The organism is Gordonia sp. CPCC 205515, from assembly GCF_048537925.1.
Lineage (GTDB): Bacteria > Actinomycetota > Actinomycetes > Mycobacteriales > Mycobacteriaceae > Gordonia.
In genome coordinates this window covers 89875-108181 of sequence record NZ_JBCLVJ010000016.1, presented here as the reverse complement: position 1 = coordinate 108181, position 18307 = coordinate 89875, and the positions used below count along the sequence as shown (strand labels likewise).

Below are 18307 nucleotides of genomic sequence, written 5' to 3'. Positions count from 1 at the left end.
GCAAGCGAGCTCGCGAGCGCGTCGAAGGGCGGCTGGCGCCTCGCACCTCAGGGATCGTCAGCACGGCGGCAGCAGCGCCGTCATCTGCTCGACCACGCCCCCGATGTGAGGTTCCCGCAGCAACGAGTTGTGGTCGCTGTCCACGCGGGCGACGGTGAGGTCCCCCGGAGTGATGTGCTCGCTCCACAGTCGCGGGTCGTCATGATTCTCGGTGATCTGAACGAGCAGGACGCGTCCCGGATAAGGCTTGGGGCGGTGCAACATCGCGACGCGTCGCCCGACCTCCTCGAGGGCGGCGGCGCGATCGTCCGGTGACATCGGCGCGAGGCCGGCCAAGGGTAGTCGCAGCCGTCGTCGCCACAGTTCGGCACGGGTCAGCGGAGGTGCGTCGGCGGTCATCGACAGATCGGGAATCGCCTCACGCACAACGCCGGCCACGCGCCGCGGGATGAAGGTATCCAGCACGACGACGAGCTCGACGACCTCGCCCGCGGCCTCCAGACGTCGGGCCGCCTCGAGGGCGAGGAAACCGCCCAGCGAATGTCCCACGAGCACATAGGGTCCCGACGGTTGGATACGGCGCAGGTCGCGGAGATGGCGACGCACGGCGGCGCCGACAGTCCAGTCCGGAACGCCATGGTTGTCCAGGCCGTTGGGAGCGAATGCGTAGACCGAACCCAGCCGATCGACCTGCCCCAGGTGCTCGGCGAGCGGCACGAAGGACAGTGCCGACGCGCCGGCGCCGGTGAAACAGAAGACGGTGCGCCCAGGCGCTTTTCGCAGGGTGACTGTCGTCGGTGCGAGTTCGTCGGGGCACCGGCGGCGCGGCCGGCGGGCTCCGGATCGGCGGGTCCGGACCAGATCGGCCAGCTGCGCGACCGTCGGGGCGGCCGCCGCGTCGGCCTGGGTCAGTGTCACACCGGTCTGTGCCGCCAGTGCGACCAGGATCTTCTGCACGGCAAGTGAATCGGCTCCGAGCGCGTAGATGTGCTCGGTGCGGCCGACCTCGTCGAGGCCGAGTTCACGTGCCCAGATGTGCGCGACGGCCGCCTCGACGTGATCGGTCGGGGGATCGATGGTGCGTCGCGGTACCGGGAGGGCGGTGCGATCCACCTTGCCACGGGCGGTGCGGGGGAGATGGTCGAGAACGATGATGTGGGCGGGCACCATCCAGTCCGGGAGGCGGGCGGCGAGGCGGGTCCGCAACTCCGACGTCGACGGCGTTCGATGTCGTCCGTCAGGCACGACGTAGGCGATGAGACGGGTGGCCGACCCTCCGCCCGCGGCGTCCTCGTCGGTTGCGGCGACGACCACCGCCTCGGTGAGGTCGCCGTCGGTGAGGAGTGCGTGCTGGACCTCGGAGGGGTCGACGAGGTACCCGCGGATCTTGACTGCGTCGTCCATCCGGCCGGCCAGGTGCAGGACGCCGTCGATGAGTGCACCGCGATCGCCGGTGCGGAAGACGCGGGTCCCGGAGGCATTTGTGCCGAATCGTCCGTCATTCATCTGCGAATCGAGGTAGCCGAGGGCGAGATAGGGTGACGCAACGCTGATTCGGCCGTCGGCGTCGACGGTGATGACCTTGCTGGGCGCCGCGAGGCCCGCGGGCAGTGGTCCGTCCGCGACCGGATCATCGTGGCGGACGTCGAAGTACGCCAGCGCAGAGGTCTCCGAGGAGCCCACCCAGTTGGTGACCGTGGCGTGCGGTGCCCTTGCGAGTGCGCTGCGGGCGACCTCACCGGTCAGCGCCTCTCCGGTGGTGATGATCCGACACACCGGCCGCCACGCAGCGTCGGCCGAATTCTGTTCGGCGCGAGCAGCTTCCGGCAGACCGACCAAGGTTCGCAGCAACGACGGCGTCAGGAATGCGGTCTCGGCGCCCGCAGCGGAAACGGCATCGAGCAGGTCGTCGGGCGACGTGTTCCGTGGGTCCAGGGCGAGGATGTCGGCTCCGTTGAGCAGCGATCCGATGAGCACGTTGAGGCCGGCACCGAAACTGATGGGCATACACAGTGCGACCCGACGTCCGGGGGTGATGCCGAATCCGTCGCGCATCAGGTCGGCGTCACACAGCCACATCGCGTTGGGGTGCAGCACACCCTTCGGCTTGCCGGTCGACCCTGAGGTGAACTGAATGCTGGTGACCGACAACGACTCGTCGCCGGTATCGGGCGGCGCTGCGAGGGTGGCTGCCGTACCCGAGGTGCCCGACATCTCCTCGATGGCGATCACCCGCACGGACCCGGCGGCCACGGCGCGGGCGGTGGGGAGGTGGTCGTCGTCGGCCACGAACAGCGCCGGTCGTCGACCGTGCCGTCGCAGTTCGTCGAGGATGGTGGCCACGCGCTCGGCGGGTAGCGCCGGGTCGAGCGCAACGATGGGGCGCCGGGAGGCGAACACACCGAGCACCAAGGTGACCGCATCGCTGGACAGATTCAGTTGGACGACAACGGGTCCGTCGTCCCCGCACCTGGCGAGCACGGCCGCGGACATGCCGCGGGCCCGGCCGAGCAACTCCCGATAGGTCACCACGTCGGTGGGTGTCCGCAGCGCGACCGCGGCACCGAACCGGACGGCGGCCCGCTCGAACGCGGCCGCGACGGCGGACGGGGTGGGCACCGGTGCAGGTGGCGCGGCGGCAGCGGTCTCGGTCGTCATGTCAGGCCTCGGTCGGGGCGGGCCTGGTCGACCGCAGTGCGCGCCGGATCATCCGGATACCCGGGATGAGGACCACCGCGACCGCGACGACATCGGCGGTCAGGTAGACGTAGGCGACGCCGTTGATACCCCAGCGACCCGCGGCATAGCCGATGCCGCCGACCACGATGATGCCGAACAGGATCTGGATGGTGACTGCCAGGCGCAGACGTCGTTCCACTCGCGCCAGGGCCGAGTAGATGGTCACGAAGGCGACGGTGGGCAGGGTGAGCGCCATCAACCGGACGAGTTGGGTGCCCTCGGCGGCGTACTGGGGGCCCATGATGGACAGAATCCACGGCGCGGTGATCAGCAGGAGGATGCAGCCGAGGACTCCTGCGCCGCCGCACAGCGCGATCATGCGCAGGGTGGCCTGGCGCAGATCGGCACCGGGCTCCGACGCCGACGCGACGAACGGTGCGCTGGTGGCGTTCAACAGGATTGCCGCGGTGCTGATGATCAGCCAGCAGATGGTGAAGTAGGCGTTCATCTCGGTGCCCAGCGTCGCGACGATCACCAGCGGAACCACCAGCGGCACGATCACCCCGACCGCGGTCATCGCGAAGGACCCGGCGTAGAAGTGCACGATCTCGGTCCGACGGGGCAGGATGGCGTCGCCCGTCATCGCTTGTGCGCCCGGGCGGATTGCGGACAGCCCGATCCACACCGAGATCGCGAATGCCGGGATCACCCACGCCCAGACGATGGCCGAACCGGTGCCGAGCGGGATCAATGCGGCCACGGCCACCAACTTGACCGCCGACTGGGTGATGTTCTTGGTCGCCACGGTGCGCGCTCGGCCCAGGCCGATCAGCATCGAATCCTGGATCGCGAAGATGCCGAGGATGACCACGGCCACCGGATACAGCCACGCCTCGAACGGGCCGGTGAACAGGTGCTCCCGCGGGCCGAGCAGCACGAATCCGATGCCGAGCAGCAGGGCGGCGACGATGATCACCGACCGGCCCACCACGAGCATCCGATGTGCCCGCTCGCCGGCGATGGGCAGGAACCGCTCGTAGAGACTGTTGATGCTCAGATTCGACAGGGTCGCCATCAGCGTCGCCGAGGAGATGATCGCCGACGCGCGACCGACCTCGGCGGTCGTGTAGCCGCGGGCGGCGATGGTCCAGAACACGAAACCCAGTGCGCCGGTGGCCAAACTTGACGTCATGATGGCGACGATGTCGACCCCGAGCCCACCGGACTCGCCTCGTAACAGCGACCGCCCGCGGTCGCGAAGACCGCCGGCGGTGATGGTCTGCTTGTCGGTCGCGGTCACTGGCCGACGATGCCGGACGTCGAACGCGCCGGTTGTTGCAGCAACGGCAGCAGCAGATCCGCGGTGATCTCCGCTTCGGCGGCCAGCGGCCAACCGGACAGAATCCACACGTCGATACCGGCCTGCTCGGCGACCCGCGACATCGCGGCCGCGACGTTGGCGGCGCTGCCCACGAAGTACGTGCCCGTGCCCTTACCGGCGATGTCGAACGGCGGCTCGGCGGCGGTCCAGGTGGTCAGGCCGGCGGCCATGTTGGGGGCGAACTCGAGCGCTTCGCGGCCGGGTATCCGTCCGGCACGCAACGCATCGATCCGCTGTTGCACCAACGGGTCGTCGCTGCGAATCTCGTCGAGACCCGGGAATCCGAAACTCCGCAGGTTGGGATCGGCGGTGGCCAGCACGGTCTCCGGACGTGTCCGGGACAGCTGCCATTCGAAACGCTCCCACGCCTCCTCGTCGGTCTCGCGCACGATGACACTGGCCAGCACCCCGAACCGCAGGGTTCGGCCACGTTGGGCCGCCGCGCCGCGGACGGTGTCGAAAAGCCTGGTGAGCGAATCGGGTTCGGACATGAACGACAGGTAGACGTCGAGCACCTCGGCGGCGTGCGCGATGCCCTCGGGCGACGCACCGGTACCCCACACCTCGATACCGCCCGGCTGGCGCGGTCCGGGGATCGCCGGCTTGTAGCGCGGTCCGTAGGAGAAGAATTCACCGTCGAAGGGCTCGGTGTCGTCGAGGTAGAGCTTCTTGACCTGCGTCCAGTACTCGGCGGAGACCCGGTAGCGCTCCTGTTTGGAGCCGAAGCGTCCATAGCGGTGCAGCACCGGGTCCGCGCCGTTGACCTGGTTGTAGATCAGTCGGCCACCGGAGTACTGGTCGAACACCTGGGCTTCCTCGGCCAGCAGCACGGGCGGCTTGACGCCGGGGTACTCCGGGATGAGGAAGCGCAGCCGCTCGGTGTCGCCGACGAGTGAGATCGCCTCGCGCGCCGTGGTCAGCGCGCCGTAGAAGCCGAGCCGGTCCAGGGTCCGCGCCTGCTGCCGGATGACATCGAAGGTCGGTGTCACCCGTTCGGCGGGCTCCCACGGTACATCGCCGTCGGTGGGATTGATGTACCAGAGCACCTGTGGCGCTGCAGAACCCGCGTCCGCCCCGATGGTCGGAGCAAGTGCGCTGATACTCACCGTGCTTACCGTTCGTCGCAGAATTCGGTGATGGGCAGCCCGACGTGGCGGGATTCGACCGGTGCGTAACCCAGCAGTTTGTCGCCGGGCTTCAGATCGGTCACGTTGTTCACCGATCCGCCCGGCCCGAGCAGGCGCACGTGCCAGTCGTCCTGGGCGATGACGTTGACCTTGCGGCCGTCGGGTGCGGTCGCGCTGACCGAGATCAGCGGACGACGCTCGATCTTGACCCGGCCGATGCGGACCTCGCGCACCTCACCGGTCGACCGGATGGCGAGGATCGGCTGACCGGCCTGCAGCTCGCTGACGTAACGGGTCCGGTTGTCCGGCACCAGCACGTAGGAGTGCACGGCGCCGGCATTCCAGCGGAACGGCCGCGTCGGCATGTAGGGCAGGGGATGGGTTTCGCTGCACGACAGGAACATTCCGGTCGAGAACGAACCGATCAGGCAGCCTTCGTCCTTCTCCAGCAGCGAGCACGTGTCGATGCAGGCCCGTTCACCCATGCCGATGTGCTCGACGCTGGTGACGGTGAGTTCGGTGAGGTCGATGCGGTCGGCGCTCGGGCGGATCACCTCGGCCAGCGTCGCGACGTCGTCGGCGGAGCGGGGTGCCAGCAGGAGTCCGTCCGAGCCGTGCTCGAGCACGAGCTTGACGATCTCCGCGTCCTCGATGTCGTTGACGACGGTGACGGTGCGCCCGCCCGAGTTCTCCGCGGCCGCGATGACGATCTCCAGCGGGATCTTGGTCGGGTCGGTGAAGGTGAGGATGGTCCAGGGTGCGCGGCGCACGGTTTCGCAGGCGTGGCGCAGGGTTTCGGCGTCGGAGACCACGACGTGCACGCCGGCGTCGGCGGCCGGGCCGGCGTCGACGAGGGTGTGACCGTCACCGGTGTGCTCGGTGAGCACGATGTCGACGGCAGCCGGAATCGGCCCGCCGTCCCCGTTCTCGGTGACCAGAACGCGCCGCACCGTGGGCGGCAGGTCGTTGAGGAGGTCGGCGTCGTCGCTGACGATGCCGCCGATGCGATGGTGAATTGCGGCCTGCAACACCGCGTCCCGCAGTCCTTCCGGGACAGTGCGGATGTCGATCCACGCGAAATGCTCACGGGGTCCCTCGGCTGCGGGGGCGTCGGTGCGGATCGCGGACAGCGGGGTGATGTCGTCGGTGACGATGTCGGTGGAGGTACTCACGATGATGCTTTCTGGCTGTAACGGGTGGGTCTTTGGGGCTGCGGGTCAGGCGAGTTCGAGGGCCGGCGGGCGGGCCTGCGACGTCGACTCGCCGCGGTGCAGCTTATCGGCAAGGGTGGAGGCGACGCGATGGGGATTCTCGGCGCCGAAGATGAGACGGCCGAAACTGAGTCCGGCGACCCGTGATTCGGTCACCTGGCTGCCGAACGCGATCGCCGCGTCGTCGGTCGCGGTGGCCGGGCCGCCGGCGACGAGGATGGGCAGCGGGCACGAGTCGACGACCTCGTTCATGCGCTCCGGCGAACCTGCGTAGTCGAGCTTGGCGACGTCGGCGCCGAGGTCGGTCGCGATGGCGCCGAGATGGGAGAGCGTCGCGACCGAGGTGTTGCCCGCGTCGGCGACCCCACCCCGGGCGTACATCATCGCCAGCAGCGGAACACCGAGCCGATCGCATTCGGCGGCCACCAGGCCCATGTCGGTCAGCTGCTCGAATTCGGTTGGGGCGCCGATATTCACGTGGACGCTGACGGCGTCGGCGCCGAGTGCCAGGCTTTCCTCCACCGAGCCGACGAGTACCTTCCGTGTCTGGTCGACCGCGAGATTCGTGCCGGCCGACAGATGCACGATCAAGCCCATCGAGGCGAAGCGCGCCGGCGAGATGGTCCGGGCGCGGCCCTTGTGGACGACGAGAGCGTCGGCGCCGGCGCGGCCGAGGACCGCTGCGGTGTGGTCGGCGTGACCCGAGGCGCCGAGCGGGCCGATGGTCACCGAATGGTCCATCGGAACCACGAGTGCGCGACCGGCGGCGCTACCGAAGATCCGCGACAGCCTGATCTGCTTGCCGGACGACAGGTGCCGGCCGCGATTGTCCATCATGCGAGTCTCCGATCATGAGCGCGAGCGTCGGTGTTACCGGCGCACAGTAGTAAGGGCTCCCTTTGTGAGGGTAGCCGAACCTTATCTTCGGTACTATTCGTGTTCGCGGTGAACGCCATCACAGCGCGGACACGCCGGTCGGCGGTCACGCGGGCACCATCGGTGGATGCCAGGATGTCGGGAACGGCAGGCCGAGGTAGACCTCGCCGAGTGCGCGCTGCTCGTCGACGGAGTTCGCCCACCGCTGCAGGCGGGCACGGCGGAGATTCCAGTCGAAATCGCCGTCGCCGAGGCGGTGCAGGGTGGTGGTCAGATTCCACGAAAATGCTTGTGCCTGCCAGATTCTCGGCAACGCAGTGGCGGTGTAGGCATCCAGGGCGTCGCGTCCGGCGCCGTGGTAGAACACCCCGAGCGCGTTGGACAGGACGCATGCGTCCGAGATCGCCAGATTGAGGCCCTTGGCACCGGTGGGCGGCACGATGTGTGCGGCGTCGCCGAGTAGGAACAGTGACCCCTGCTGCATGGGATCGGTGACGACGCTGCGCAGCGGGGCGAGGGAGCGTTCGATGATCTCACCGGTCTCGAGTTCGGGGTGGTCATCGGACGCGCTGCGCCGCCGCAGCTCCGCCCAGATCCGCTCATCACCCCAGTCCGCGAGGTCGGTGTCGGCCGGCACCTGCAGGTACTGCCGGGTGAGATGCGGTCCGCGCATGCTGTGCACGGAGAGGCCGTCGGGATGCGCGCAGTACATCCCCTCATCGGTGACCGGCGTCGTTCGCGCCATGATGCCCAGCCACGCAAAGGGATACGAGCGATCCATGAAGTTGAACCGAGAGGCATCGATCGACTCACGGCAGATCCCGTGAAAGCCGTCGCAGCCGGCGATGAAGTCGGCGTCGATGCGCCGCCGCCGGCCCTCATGGGTGAACTCGACGACGGGATGATCGGTGTCGAAATCGGCGACGGTGACGTCGGCGGCGTCGAAGAACATCGGCCGCCCGGTCTGGCGTCGCGCATCGATCAGATCGGCGACGATCTCCGCCTGACCGTAGACGAATGCGTGCCGACCGGTGTGGCGGTGGAAGTCGAGATGGTGCGTCTGACGATCGAAGCGAATGTAGAAGCCATCGTGCACAAGGGCTTCGGCGTGCAGTCGATCGGCCAGACCGAGTTCGGTCAACACGTCGACGGTCGATTGCTCGATCACGCCCGCGCGGATCCGCGCGCGCACGTGAGCCTCGGACTGGCGCTCGAGAACCACGCTGTCGATACCCTGCCGGTGCAGCATGTGCGCCAGCGCCAGCCCCGCGGGGCCGGCCCCGATGATGGCGACCTGGCAGCGGATATCGTTGTGACTCATGGGTTCTCGATCCTGGTCGGTCAGCGTCGGGATGCGGTGCGGTCCGAGGCGGCGGCCCGGCTCGCCGACACCTGACCCGCACGGCGGGAACGCCGCTCGAAGTTGATGGTGCGCAGCACGCGGATGCCGTCGCTGAACGCGTTGAGGTTGCTGCGCCCGTGAATGCGCTGACTTTCGTGACTGCCGACCTCGTGGATGACCACGCCGGCGCGCGCCATCCGCACGTTGATGATGGTCTCCACCTCGAACCCGTCACCCCACTGGGCGTCGGTCTGGTTGATGTCGGGGAGGTCGATGATCGGGAGGTGGCGACGCCAGAAAGCGTTGTATCCGTAGCAGAGATCGGCGAACTCGGTGTCGAAGATGCGGTTCACGAGCCAGTTCAGGCCCTTGTTGCCGAAGCGCCGCAGCGTGGTGATGTCGTCGCTGCCGCCGCCGAGGGAGAAGCGGCTGCCCTTGGCGAGATCCGCGCCCTCGACGAGGGTCGCGACGAACGCCGGGATCTCGGCCGGATCGGTGGAACCGTCGGCGTCGATCATCACGATGATGTCACTGGTCGCGGCCGCGAATCCGCAGGCCAGAGCGTTGCCCTTGCCGTCACGGGTCTGGTGCACCATGACTGCCTGCGGCCAGAGTTGTTGTGCGACAGCGACGGTGTCATCGGTGGACGCCCCGTCGACGACGATGATCTCGTCGACCTCGGGCATCCGCTCGGCCACGTGGGGGAGGTTCAGCGCCTCGTTGCGCGTGGGGATGACGACGGTGACGGTCGGCGTCTCGGTGCCGGGTGTGGTGTCGGTGTCATCGTGACCCTCGACGAAATCCTGCTCGAACTCGCGCATCGCGGCGATGGGTGTCGGTGTCGGTGTCGCCGGGGTGGCCGATGCGGCACCCAGATCGTCAGCAGCGTTGGTCAAGGGGTCCTCCAGGTGTGCGGCCGTCGGTCCGAAGGGGCGAGACTGCCCAATACCCGACGCTGGGTACGCATGCAGTTCATCAGTCATTTGAGATCCTATTGTCTTAGGTAAAGCTTGCCTAATTCTCAGGGAAGGGTGTGAGCTATTTCACATGATCTGACGGTGCGTCCGCGTCACTGACCCTGGCCGGGATCGTGACGGAAGATGATGGTGTCCCCCTGCTGATAGATGATGGTCCATCCGGACGAGGACTGCAGTGCTTGTTTGAACTGGTCCGCTGCGTCGGATCGATACTCGCCGTAATACTTCATCGCGCGCTCGGACTGCTTGCTGAACGCGACGATGGTCGGGTACTCCGTCTGGTCGACCTTCCAGTCGAGATAGCCGAGTTGTTCGGCGGTGGGGAACTCGAATCGGGTGTCGGACAGGTCGAAGCCCAGCGGGTAATCGAAGTACGGGTTGGCGAGGGTGAGGTCGACGTAGTTCGCGTTCGTCCGGCTCGGCATCCCACCGAGCGTCATCATCATCACGCGGGTACCGGGTTCGGCCTCGGCGATCACCGAGTTCATCGTGTCGACCTGGGAACGGGTCTCGACGACCAACGGCCACAGTGCCACATAGGAATACAGGCCGGCGAGCGAGGCCGTTGCCACACCGAGGCCGGCGATGACCGCCCCGGTGGTGCGCAGCAGGCTGCGGCGCCAGCCGTTGAGCAGCGCGACGACCGCCGGTGCGATCAGCAGCGAGCAGCCGAGGATGCTGTAGAGATAGACACGGAAGATCGCCTCGCCGCCATAGCTCTGGCCGAGCAGGAGACACAGTGCGGAGAAGGCGAGGATGGCCCGCGCCAGCACGTGGCCGCGCTGCGTGCGCCACGCCCAGATCATGGACAGGCCGGCGGCGAGGAAGACGCCCGCCGACAGGCCGCGGCAGATCAGTGAGGTGAACTCCTTGGCAGGCACGCCGACAGCGGTGATGTTGCTGGTGGCGTTCTGCACCGGGTTACCGCCGGACAGGATGCCGTAGGGGGCGACGGCGTCGTAGTTCAACACCAGATACGCCCCGGCGATCGCGATCATCGCGCCGATCGCCCACCATGGTCGTGCGCGTCGGAAGATCAGCAGGAGGGTGGCCGCGCCCAGCGCCCAGAAGGGGGTCAGCTGGTGCGACGGCACGGTGGCGGTGAACGGGATGATCGCCAGGATCCCGGCCTGCGGAACAGCTTTGGACGCGAGGAGCAGAGTGAGCACGCCGAACGCCAGCACCAGCGTCCAGGCCTGCGGGGAGAAGTAGTCCTGTCCCACCCAGTTGGTGACCTCCGCGATGAACGCGGCCACGATGGCGGTGCGCGGCGGTTGCGCGAGCACGCGTGCCGCGGAGTACACGGTCAGCGCGATCAATACGTGGACGAGCGGTGCGAAGAGGTGGGCGAGCGTGATCGGATCGAGCCCCGTGACGTCGCAGAACCAGGCCGAGGTCACGAAGAAGGCCGGCCACTGCGCGTAGATGTCGGTGCCGTTCGGCTGGATCAGGTCGCGTTCGAGGATGTAGTTGACGACCCCGATGTGCTTGTATGTCCAGTCGTAGAGCGGCATCTCGGTGCCCAGCCAGGTGGTGACGCGGGCGATCAGGATGGCGGCGCCGACGCTGCACACGGCCGCCGCGAAGCGCCGGGTGACCACCGACCAGACCAGTGCGAGCGCGGTCAGCAGGATTGCCGGGATCAGCAGTCGACCGGTGCCCGAGGCGAGCAGCCCGTAGAAGCTGGCGTCCCCGGCCGGGAGGTTGGGCAGGGCGCCCACCCAGATGATCAGGGCGATCGCCAGCAGGATCGTCGGTGGGTTGAGCCCCGGTGCGCGCACCGTCGTCCAAGTGGTCCGGGCGATGGTGCCGGGCCACGTTCTGACGTCGGGCCAGGACTTTTCGCGGAAGTAATGGACGACGCTGCTGCCGGCCACGGCGAGGCAGAGCACCACCAGCAGTCCGGTGGTGTTCCAGCGGTAGGACCACATCGCGGTGATCGCCGCGATCGTCACCACGCCCATGCCGAGCGTGGGTACCGCGCTGAGCCGGGCGACACGCGGGATCTCGACCCAGGTCAGTAATGCCGAGCCGGGACCGAGAAAGACGAACAGGCCGACGAGGACCGCCTTGATCGGCGCGCCCAGCGGCAGCAGACCGACGAGTCCGAGGACCGCAGCGGCCAGCGCAACGTCTGCCGGGCGAATGGTCAAGCGTGCCAACGGCCGAACATCACCCGTCGGTGATCCGGGGGCGATGTCGTCGACGGGGGTCGCGGTGGTGGTCATGACTACTTTCCTGTGTCCTGCTGCCGTCCGGGCTGCGACGGTGTTGTGCCACTTGTGCTCTGGCGGGTACCGCGGGCGAGGGCGCGGCCCTCGCGCCACAGTGCATACGGGCCGGCGATCACCGAGAAGACCTCGACGCGGCCGACGGACTTCGGGACGCTTTGCAGGAACGCCGGTGGGGGAGCGGCGATCGCACCGTAGGCCGCGCCGGCGCGGGCCACCGCCCGGCCACGGCGGCGCAGCACCGACAGTGCCAGCCGCCGGTACTCGCGGGTGACGGCGACCTTGGTCAGCCAGGCGCCGAGACCGACGCCGTAGCCGCGGGCCTGGGACATCAAGGCCGCGTTGTCACTTCGATGGCGATGCCAGATGATCGACGACGGTTCGGTGGCCAGGCCATGCCCGGCGGTGAGGACGCGGAAGAAGATGTCGAGATCCTCGCCGCCGCGCGTGCGGGTGCCCGCGCCGAGTCGCTCGTCGAATCCGCCGAGGTCGACGATCGCCTGGCGGCGGACCGCGAAGTTGGCCCCGGTGCCGTACACACCCACCTGGAATGGGAACAGCGGTACGTCCTCGGGCGGTTGTGCCATCGAGTAGACACGGGACTCGATGTTGTCGGCCCAGGAGACGCGCCAGTCGAAGTAGGCCTGCGGCATCGTCCGCAGCTCGCCGCTGGGTACCAGTCCGCACACGCAGGCGATGTCGTCGGAGCGCGAAAAGCCAAGTGCCAGACCGCGTAGCCATGCAGGGTCGGCGACCACGTCGTCGTCGGTGAAGGCGACGATGTCGTGGGTCGCGGCACGCAGGCCGGCGTTGCGGGCGCTTGCGAGTCCGGCCACCGGTTCGACGATCCGACGGACACGGTCATCACCGACCTCGGCGACGACGCGTGCGGTGGCGTCGGTGGTCGGGGCGTTGTCGACGACGATGATCTCGAAATCGGGGTAGTCGACAGTCAGCAGCGAGGCCAGCGAACCGCGCAGGTCGTCGGGGCGCTCCCGGGTGCACAGCACGACCGACATGGGCGGCAGTGCAACCTCTGGTGCGGTGTCCGGCGCCGTCAGCGGGAGCGGGACCCGCACGCGTCCCCCGTCGATGGCCGCATCCACGAACTGCAGCGGGGTGAGACCGTCGCGGATCAGCACGCGAGCGTTGCGATAACCGTCGGATGCCGGTGCGACACAGACTGCTTCGTCGCGCGGTCGCACATCGGGCAGGTGGGCGAGATCGAGGATGCCGACCCAGGTGGCACCGGGCCACTCGGGGTCGCCGTCGCTCGACATCGGCGCGCGCAGAACGATTTCGGTGGTCATAGTCCGGTCACCCGTACCCAGTCGACGAGCATGGTGGCGGGATTCGGCGTGGAGTCGTTCGGCGCTCCGGGCCAGTCGCCGCCGACGGCGAGCGTGAGCAGCAGATGGAACGGCGCGTCGAACACCCACTGTGCGTCGGACGCGAGATCGGCTGGGGTGACCACGAATAGCGACCTGTCGTCGATGCCGGTCTCGATGCGGCCGGGTGTCTTGTTCATCCAGTAGGTGTGGAATATTCCGGCCAGTGGCATCGGTGCCGGTCCGCTGGCCGACACCGTCTGTCCGCGGGCCGAGGACTTCTGCGGCGCGTGGATGCTCATGTGGTAGTCGCGGGCATCGTTGACGGTCTCGATGACGTCGATCTCGCCGGCGCGCGGCCAGCCCACCTGCGGCAGGTTGTCACCGAGCAGCCAGAAGGCCGGGTGCAGACCGGCGCCGGCAGGTAGAGAGATGCGTGCCTCGACCCGTCCGTAGGTGATCGAGGCCTTACCGCCGGTGGTGAGTCGGGCGCTGGTGACGGTCTTGCCGTCGTAGCGCGCGGTGATCTGCAGGTGTCCCTTGCCGTCGATGCGGACGTTCGACTGGTCGGCGGTGTAGACCTGCGCCTCGTTGTTTCCCCATCCGCCGCCACCGGTTTCGGCCTGCCAGCGCCCACTCACGGGCCCTGCCGGACCGTCGAACTCGTCGGCGAAGATCGAGCGGGAGACGGATCGGTCCGGCGCCGCGTTCCCGAACGGCAGTGCGCAGGCGCTCAGGGCGATGGCGGCGAGCAGCGTGGTGCCGGCGATGACCGGCCGGTGGCGCAGCGTCATGGCGTGGCCTGTTCGGTGGTTGCGGTCACCGCGGATTCCGGTTCTGTTGTCGCCGAGGCGCTCTCCGGTTCCTCGGGGGCGGGCTTGTGTGTTCCGGTGATCCCGGCGACCAACAGTGCGATCAAGATCCCGTAGATGATCGTCCGCTCGGTGCCACCGCTGCCCAGCAACCCGGTGAGGCCGCCGGCGAAGCAGAAGAAGCCGACGGTCGAGATCGCGCCGCCGATGATCAACGCACCACGGGCGCGAACGGCGAGGCGGCTGTGTGCGGAGACACCGGCCAGCAGCGTGCCCAGCGCGCCGAAAACGTAGAACACCGTCATCGCGGTGACGTGGGTGGGGTAGTCGGTCTGTTCGGTGACCAGGCCGGCCAGGACGAGTCCGGCGCCGCTGATCATGATCGCCACCGCGGGCGGCGTCTCGAGTACGCGGCGGACCAGCCAGCTCGCGCCGATCACCACGATCGCCACCCCGGTGATCACGAACGAGACATTCATCGCCGGATAGAGCGCGTTGCATGGCCAGTTGCCCTGGGGGCCACAGAACGGAATGCCCAGGGTGCTGGTCAGATTGGTGCGATAGGTGTACTGACCGCGCCACGACGCCGACACCACCCATTCGACCGCGAAGTATTGCAGCAGGATGATCGCGGCGACCCGGGTGATCCTGGGGTCACGCAGAAAAGCTGGGGTGGTCATTGTGGGCGGTCCTCCCGGTGTGCGGCCAGCCGGTTTGTCACCGTTCCGGTGACGAAACCTGCCGTGGTGAAAACGAATCCGAAGATCAGTGCGAGCGCGCGGGCGGGCGCACGGCGATGGCGCCACACGCCCGAGGTCAATATCTTTGCCGCGTAGGACTTTTCGCTCGACAGCGCGCTGCCGGTCGAGGTCAGGGCGGCGAGCATCGCCTTGGAGCGTCCCTCCTGGAAGCATCGATGCAGGTAGTAGCGCACCGAGGTGCGCTCGTCGCTCACGTGGTGGCTAACGCGAAAGGAGGTGTCGCGGACGATGGAGGTGTCCGGAAAGCTTTGGCGGAGTGCGATTCCCATGAGGGTTTCTTCGCAGCCCGCGGGAAACGTGCCGCGGCGGCCGAGGTGTGGGGAGAAGCCGCCGATCGTATCCAGGGCCTCGCGACGGACGGCCATCGCGGCGCCGATCGGATTGCGGATCTCGGCTCCGTCGTCGGGCAGGCCGCGGTAATCGCAGCCGACCACCCAGCCGAATTCCGAGGGAAACCAGTCCGGGCTCCGGCCACCCTGCCAGGCGGGCGTCACCGCGCCGCCGATCCCGACGATCTGCGGATCGGCGAAGCGGGATCGCACGCTGCGCAGGGCGTCGTCGTCCAGGGTCGCGTCGTCGTCGAGGAAGACGACGACGTCGCCGGTCGCGGTGGCGACTCCGGTGTTGCGTGCGCCGGAGAGGCCGCGGTCCTCGGTGCTGCGGACGATCCGGGCGCCGACCACGCTCGAGTGGAGCGCGGCGTGCAGGTCGTCATTGTGGTCGACGACGACGATCAGTTCGTCGATGTCATTCAGCTGTGGAACGGTGCTGTCGATGGCCGCTCGCACCTGCTCGATGCGGTCGGCGGTGTAACAGCAGATGACCACCGACAGGCGAAGGGGAGGTGCCGCAGGTGACGCGGTCGGAGATGGCAGAGACACAGGGCGGGGACCTTCGGGCACGCGGGACAGACTCAAGCGGGATCAGCGTACCGCACTATTGAGGGAAGCCTAACCTTGGGAAGGTTACCCTAGCCATATGTAGCGTGAATCACGCGGCGACAAGACCTCGTGCGTGTCGGAGCACCGCCGACATCGCTTGTTCGACGCGTTGCGGATCGAACACCGAGTCGAAGAATGCGGCACTCATGCAGATGGCGTGCTCGCCGACCATCGCGGTGGTCACGGTGATGCCCGTCGGCGACACCGGGTCGCTGACGGTGTAGTTGATGGCCCGCGACGCATCGGTATAGGACGCGTAGTCGGTCTGCGGGAGCCGTCCGACAAACGAGTGCAGGAAATCGGCGGCGACCTGCGGTGTGTCCGGCAACTCCCACGGATCGGCCAGCAACCGGGAGCGGCCGGCCAGCCGGATCTTGCATGTGCTCACCAGGAGGTTCGCGACCGGCCGACCCATCGCCGCCGACTCGCTGAGCATCGCCTGGAGATCGGTGGGTGTGGTGCCCGGGTGGAGACCGAACGCGAGTCCGGCGGAGAACGAGGCGAGTGTGTCGAGACGTTTCGGCAGGTAGGGACGGGCATCGAACGGGAGGATGACCTCTGGATTGAACGGGATGCCCGCGCCGTCGAACGCCCGGAGCAGCGCACATGTGTAGATGGCGAACATGCTGACACCGGGGAGGTTCCGGTCGCGGAGTGACCGGAGTGCGTCGATCTCGTCATCGGGTATCCGGATTGTGCATGCACTCGGGGCGGTGCGCTCCATCGGGTGCGTGGTCACCGCGGCGACCGGTTCGGGCGCGGGTCGGCTCCGATGGAACCGGAGTAGGTCGCGCAGTCGTCGCGGGTCACTGCCGAACGTGCGGGCCGACGCGACGGCGAGTGGGGAGATCCGGTGCTGATACCGCGACCAATGCGTGTCGGTCACCGGTAGGCCGCCGATGACGACGTCGACGATCGCCTGGGAGAGTGCGACGTCACCGAGTCCGTGGCTGAAGTCGATGGCCATGTGGTCGCCGGCGAGTACCACGCGCAGTCCCGTCTCGGGCAACTCGCGCAGGATGTCGAGCAGGGCGAGCGGATCGCCGTCCGGTTCGTCGGCCTCGGTCACTGACCCACTGATGTCGGAAAGTGCTCTACGCCAACGTATTTCGGTGGTCGATGGGGTCAACCCGATCCGAAAGGCGGGGCCGGCTGCCGCCATTGCCGTCAGTCGCGCGATCACCACATCGCGTGGGGGAACGTCGGTGGGCCCGAATACCGAGGCCGAGCGACGGCGGCTGTGCTGCAGATCCAGGGCGGCCACGCGAACCAAGTCGGGTGAGGGAATGTTCGAGGAGAGAGGCCACATGCTGATCGCGTTCAATATAACAAAGGGGATCCTAATGGCCGATCGCGACATTAGTGATCCCCATCATGCCGCTAGCTCTGCGCAATTCACTCTCCGTTCACCTTGCTATCGCGGGCCGTCCATCAGCGCTCTCTACTGTCGGTGCGACCGGGCACGCCGCATGCGCGACGTGTCGCTATCTGAGCGTGAGAGGGAAACACCTGTGAAGCTGAGTCGTTCCGGAGTTGCGGTTGCCTCGATGGCGGCCGCGTCGGCGCTGGTGCTGGGGGCGTGTAGCAGTAACGCGGACAAGGGGACGCAGAGCGCGGCTCCGGCGTCTGCGGTGGCCAACGTGCAATGCGAGGGCAAGCAAGCGTTGAAGTCCAGCGGCTCGACCGCCCAGGCCAACGCGATGACGATCTTCTCCACGTCGTTCGCCAAGTCGTGCCCGGGCTTCGAGCTCGCGTACGGCGGTGGCGGTTCGGGTCAGGGTATCTCCGACTTCACCCAGGGCCTGACCGACTTCGGCGGCTCCGACTCACCGCTCAAGGACACGGAGATCCCGGCCGCGGCCGAGCGCTGCGCCTCGGACGCCTGGCAGCTGCCGCTGGTGTTCGGCCCGATCGCCGTCGCCTACAACGTTCCGGGGGTGACCGACGCCGCGCTGTCCGGACCGACCCTGGCCAAGATCTTCAGCGGCCAGATCACCAACTGGAACTCGCCGGAGATCGCCGCGGAGAACCCGGGCAAGACCTTCCCGGATCTCGCGATCTCGGTGATCTACCGTGCCGATCAGTCGGGCACCACCGACAACTTCCAGAAGTACCTGACCGCCGCGGGCGGCTGGTCCAAGGGTGGCGGTAAGACCTTCAACGGCGGCGTCGGTGAGGGCAAGCAGGGCAATCCGGGTGTCGGCGGTGCGGTGAAGCCCACCAACGGGTCCATCGCCTACGTCGAGTGGGCCTACGCACAGTCCAACGGGCTGTCGATGGCCAAGATCATCACCGACCAGGACAAGACCGGTGTGCCGCTCAACGCCGAGACCGGCGGCAAGACCATCGAGTCGGCCACGCTGAAGAACGGACCGGACGACCACAACATGGTCATCGACACCGAGTCGTTCTACAAGCCCACCCAGCCCGGTGCGTACCCGATCATCCTGGCGACGTACTCGATCGTGTGCTCGAAGTACGCCGACGCCCCCACCGGCCAGGGTGTGAAGTCGTTCCTGAACGTGGCGGCCAGCCCGCAGAACCAGGGCCAGGATCTGCAGAACGCCGGATACATCCCGATTCCCGCGGACTTCCTGACCAAGCTGCAGGCGTCCATCACCGCGATGCAGTAAATAGCAGT

General features: G+C 67.7%; 14 protein-coding genes. 1 reads left to right on the top strand and 13 read right to left on the bottom strand.

Annotation, left to right across the window (positions count from 1 at the left end):
- Positions 1 to 57: 57 nt before the first annotated feature.
- The 13 genes from AAFP30_RS22705 to AAFP30_RS22645 all read right to left on the bottom strand — a co-directional run bounded on the left by AAFP30_RS22705 (position 58) and on the right by AAFP30_RS22645 (position 16930).
- Positions 58 to 2658, bottom strand: coding sequence for an alpha/beta fold hydrolase (locus tag AAFP30_RS22705; protein WP_419232286.1), 2601 nt, complete (start codon positions 2656 to 2658; stop codon positions 58 to 60).
- A gap of 1 nt (position 2659) precedes the next feature.
- Positions 2660 to 3979: a lipopolysaccharide biosynthesis protein gene (locus AAFP30_RS22700; RefSeq protein ID WP_419232285.1), complete on the bottom strand. Its 1320-nt coding sequence runs from the start codon at positions 3977 to 3979 to the stop codon at positions 2660 to 2662.
- Positions 3976 to 5160: an LLM class flavin-dependent oxidoreductase gene (locus AAFP30_RS22695; RefSeq protein ID WP_419232438.1), complete on the bottom strand. Its 1185-nt coding sequence runs from the start codon at positions 5158 to 5160 to the stop codon at positions 3976 to 3978. Before AAFP30_RS22695 ends, AAFP30_RS22700 begins: the two co-directional genes overlap by 4 nt.
- An 11-nt stretch (positions 5161 to 5171) precedes the next feature.
- Positions 5172 to 6359 carry a 3-dehydroquinate synthase II family protein gene (locus tag AAFP30_RS22690; RefSeq protein ID WP_419232284.1) on the bottom strand — a complete coding sequence of 396 codons (1188 nt, stop codon included), beginning with the start codon at positions 6357 to 6359 and terminating at the stop codon, positions 5172 to 5174.
- Between the two features lie 45 nt (positions 6360 to 6404).
- On the bottom strand, positions 6405 to 7235 hold the full coding sequence (locus AAFP30_RS22685) for a 2-amino-3,7-dideoxy-D-threo-hept-6-ulosonate synthase (RefSeq protein WP_419232283.1): 831 nt from the start codon (positions 7233 to 7235) through the stop codon (positions 6405 to 6407).
- 145 nt (positions 7236 to 7380) lie between these two features.
- Positions 7381 to 8595 (bottom strand): 4-hydroxybenzoate 3-monooxygenase, encoded by a 1215-nt coding sequence (locus AAFP30_RS22680; RefSeq protein ID WP_419232282.1) that lies wholly within the window; start codon positions 8593 to 8595, stop codon positions 7381 to 7383.
- 20 nt (positions 8596 to 8615) lie between these two features.
- Positions 8616 to 9437 (bottom strand): glycosyltransferase family 2 protein, encoded by an 822-nt coding sequence (locus AAFP30_RS22675; protein ID WP_419232437.1) that lies wholly within the window; start codon positions 9435 to 9437, stop codon positions 8616 to 8618.
- A gap of 248 nt (positions 9438 to 9685) precedes the next feature.
- Positions 9686 to 11821 (bottom strand): hypothetical protein, encoded by a 2136-nt coding sequence (locus AAFP30_RS22670; protein ID WP_419232281.1) that lies wholly within the window; start codon positions 11819 to 11821, stop codon positions 9686 to 9688.
- A gap of 2 nt (positions 11822 to 11823) precedes the next feature.
- Entirely contained in the window at positions 11824 to 13134 is a 1311-nt protein-coding gene (locus AAFP30_RS22665; RefSeq protein ID WP_419232279.1) for a glycosyltransferase family 2 protein, read from the bottom strand.
- Positions 13131 to 13946, bottom strand: coding sequence for a glycoside hydrolase family 16 protein (locus AAFP30_RS22660; protein WP_419232278.1), 816 nt, complete (start codon positions 13944 to 13946; stop codon positions 13131 to 13133). Before AAFP30_RS22660 ends, AAFP30_RS22665 begins: the two co-directional genes overlap by 4 nt.
- A complete protein-coding gene (locus AAFP30_RS22655; protein WP_419232277.1) occupies positions 13943 to 14644 on the bottom strand; it encodes a DUF998 domain-containing protein in 702 nt (233 codons plus the stop codon). The genes AAFP30_RS22660 and AAFP30_RS22655 overlap by 4 nt, the downstream gene beginning before the upstream one ends.
- A complete protein-coding gene (locus AAFP30_RS22650; RefSeq protein ID WP_419232276.1) occupies positions 14641 to 15606 on the bottom strand; it encodes a glycosyltransferase family 2 protein in 966 nt (321 codons plus the stop codon). Before AAFP30_RS22650 ends, AAFP30_RS22655 begins: the two co-directional genes overlap by 4 nt.
- A 109-nt stretch (positions 15607 to 15715) precedes the next feature.
- A complete protein-coding gene (locus AAFP30_RS22645) occupies positions 15716 to 16930 on the bottom strand; it encodes a hypothetical protein (RefSeq protein WP_419232275.1) in 1215 nt (404 codons plus the stop codon).
- Positions 16931 to 17177: 247 nt separating this feature from the next.
- Between AAFP30_RS22645 and pstS the strand changes: the two genes are divergently transcribed.
- On the top strand, positions 17178 to 18299 hold the full coding sequence (pstS, locus tag AAFP30_RS22640) for a phosphate ABC transporter substrate-binding protein PstS (protein WP_419232274.1): 1122 nt from the start codon (positions 17178 to 17180) through the stop codon (positions 18297 to 18299).
- Positions 18300 to 18307: the final 8 nt, after the last annotated feature.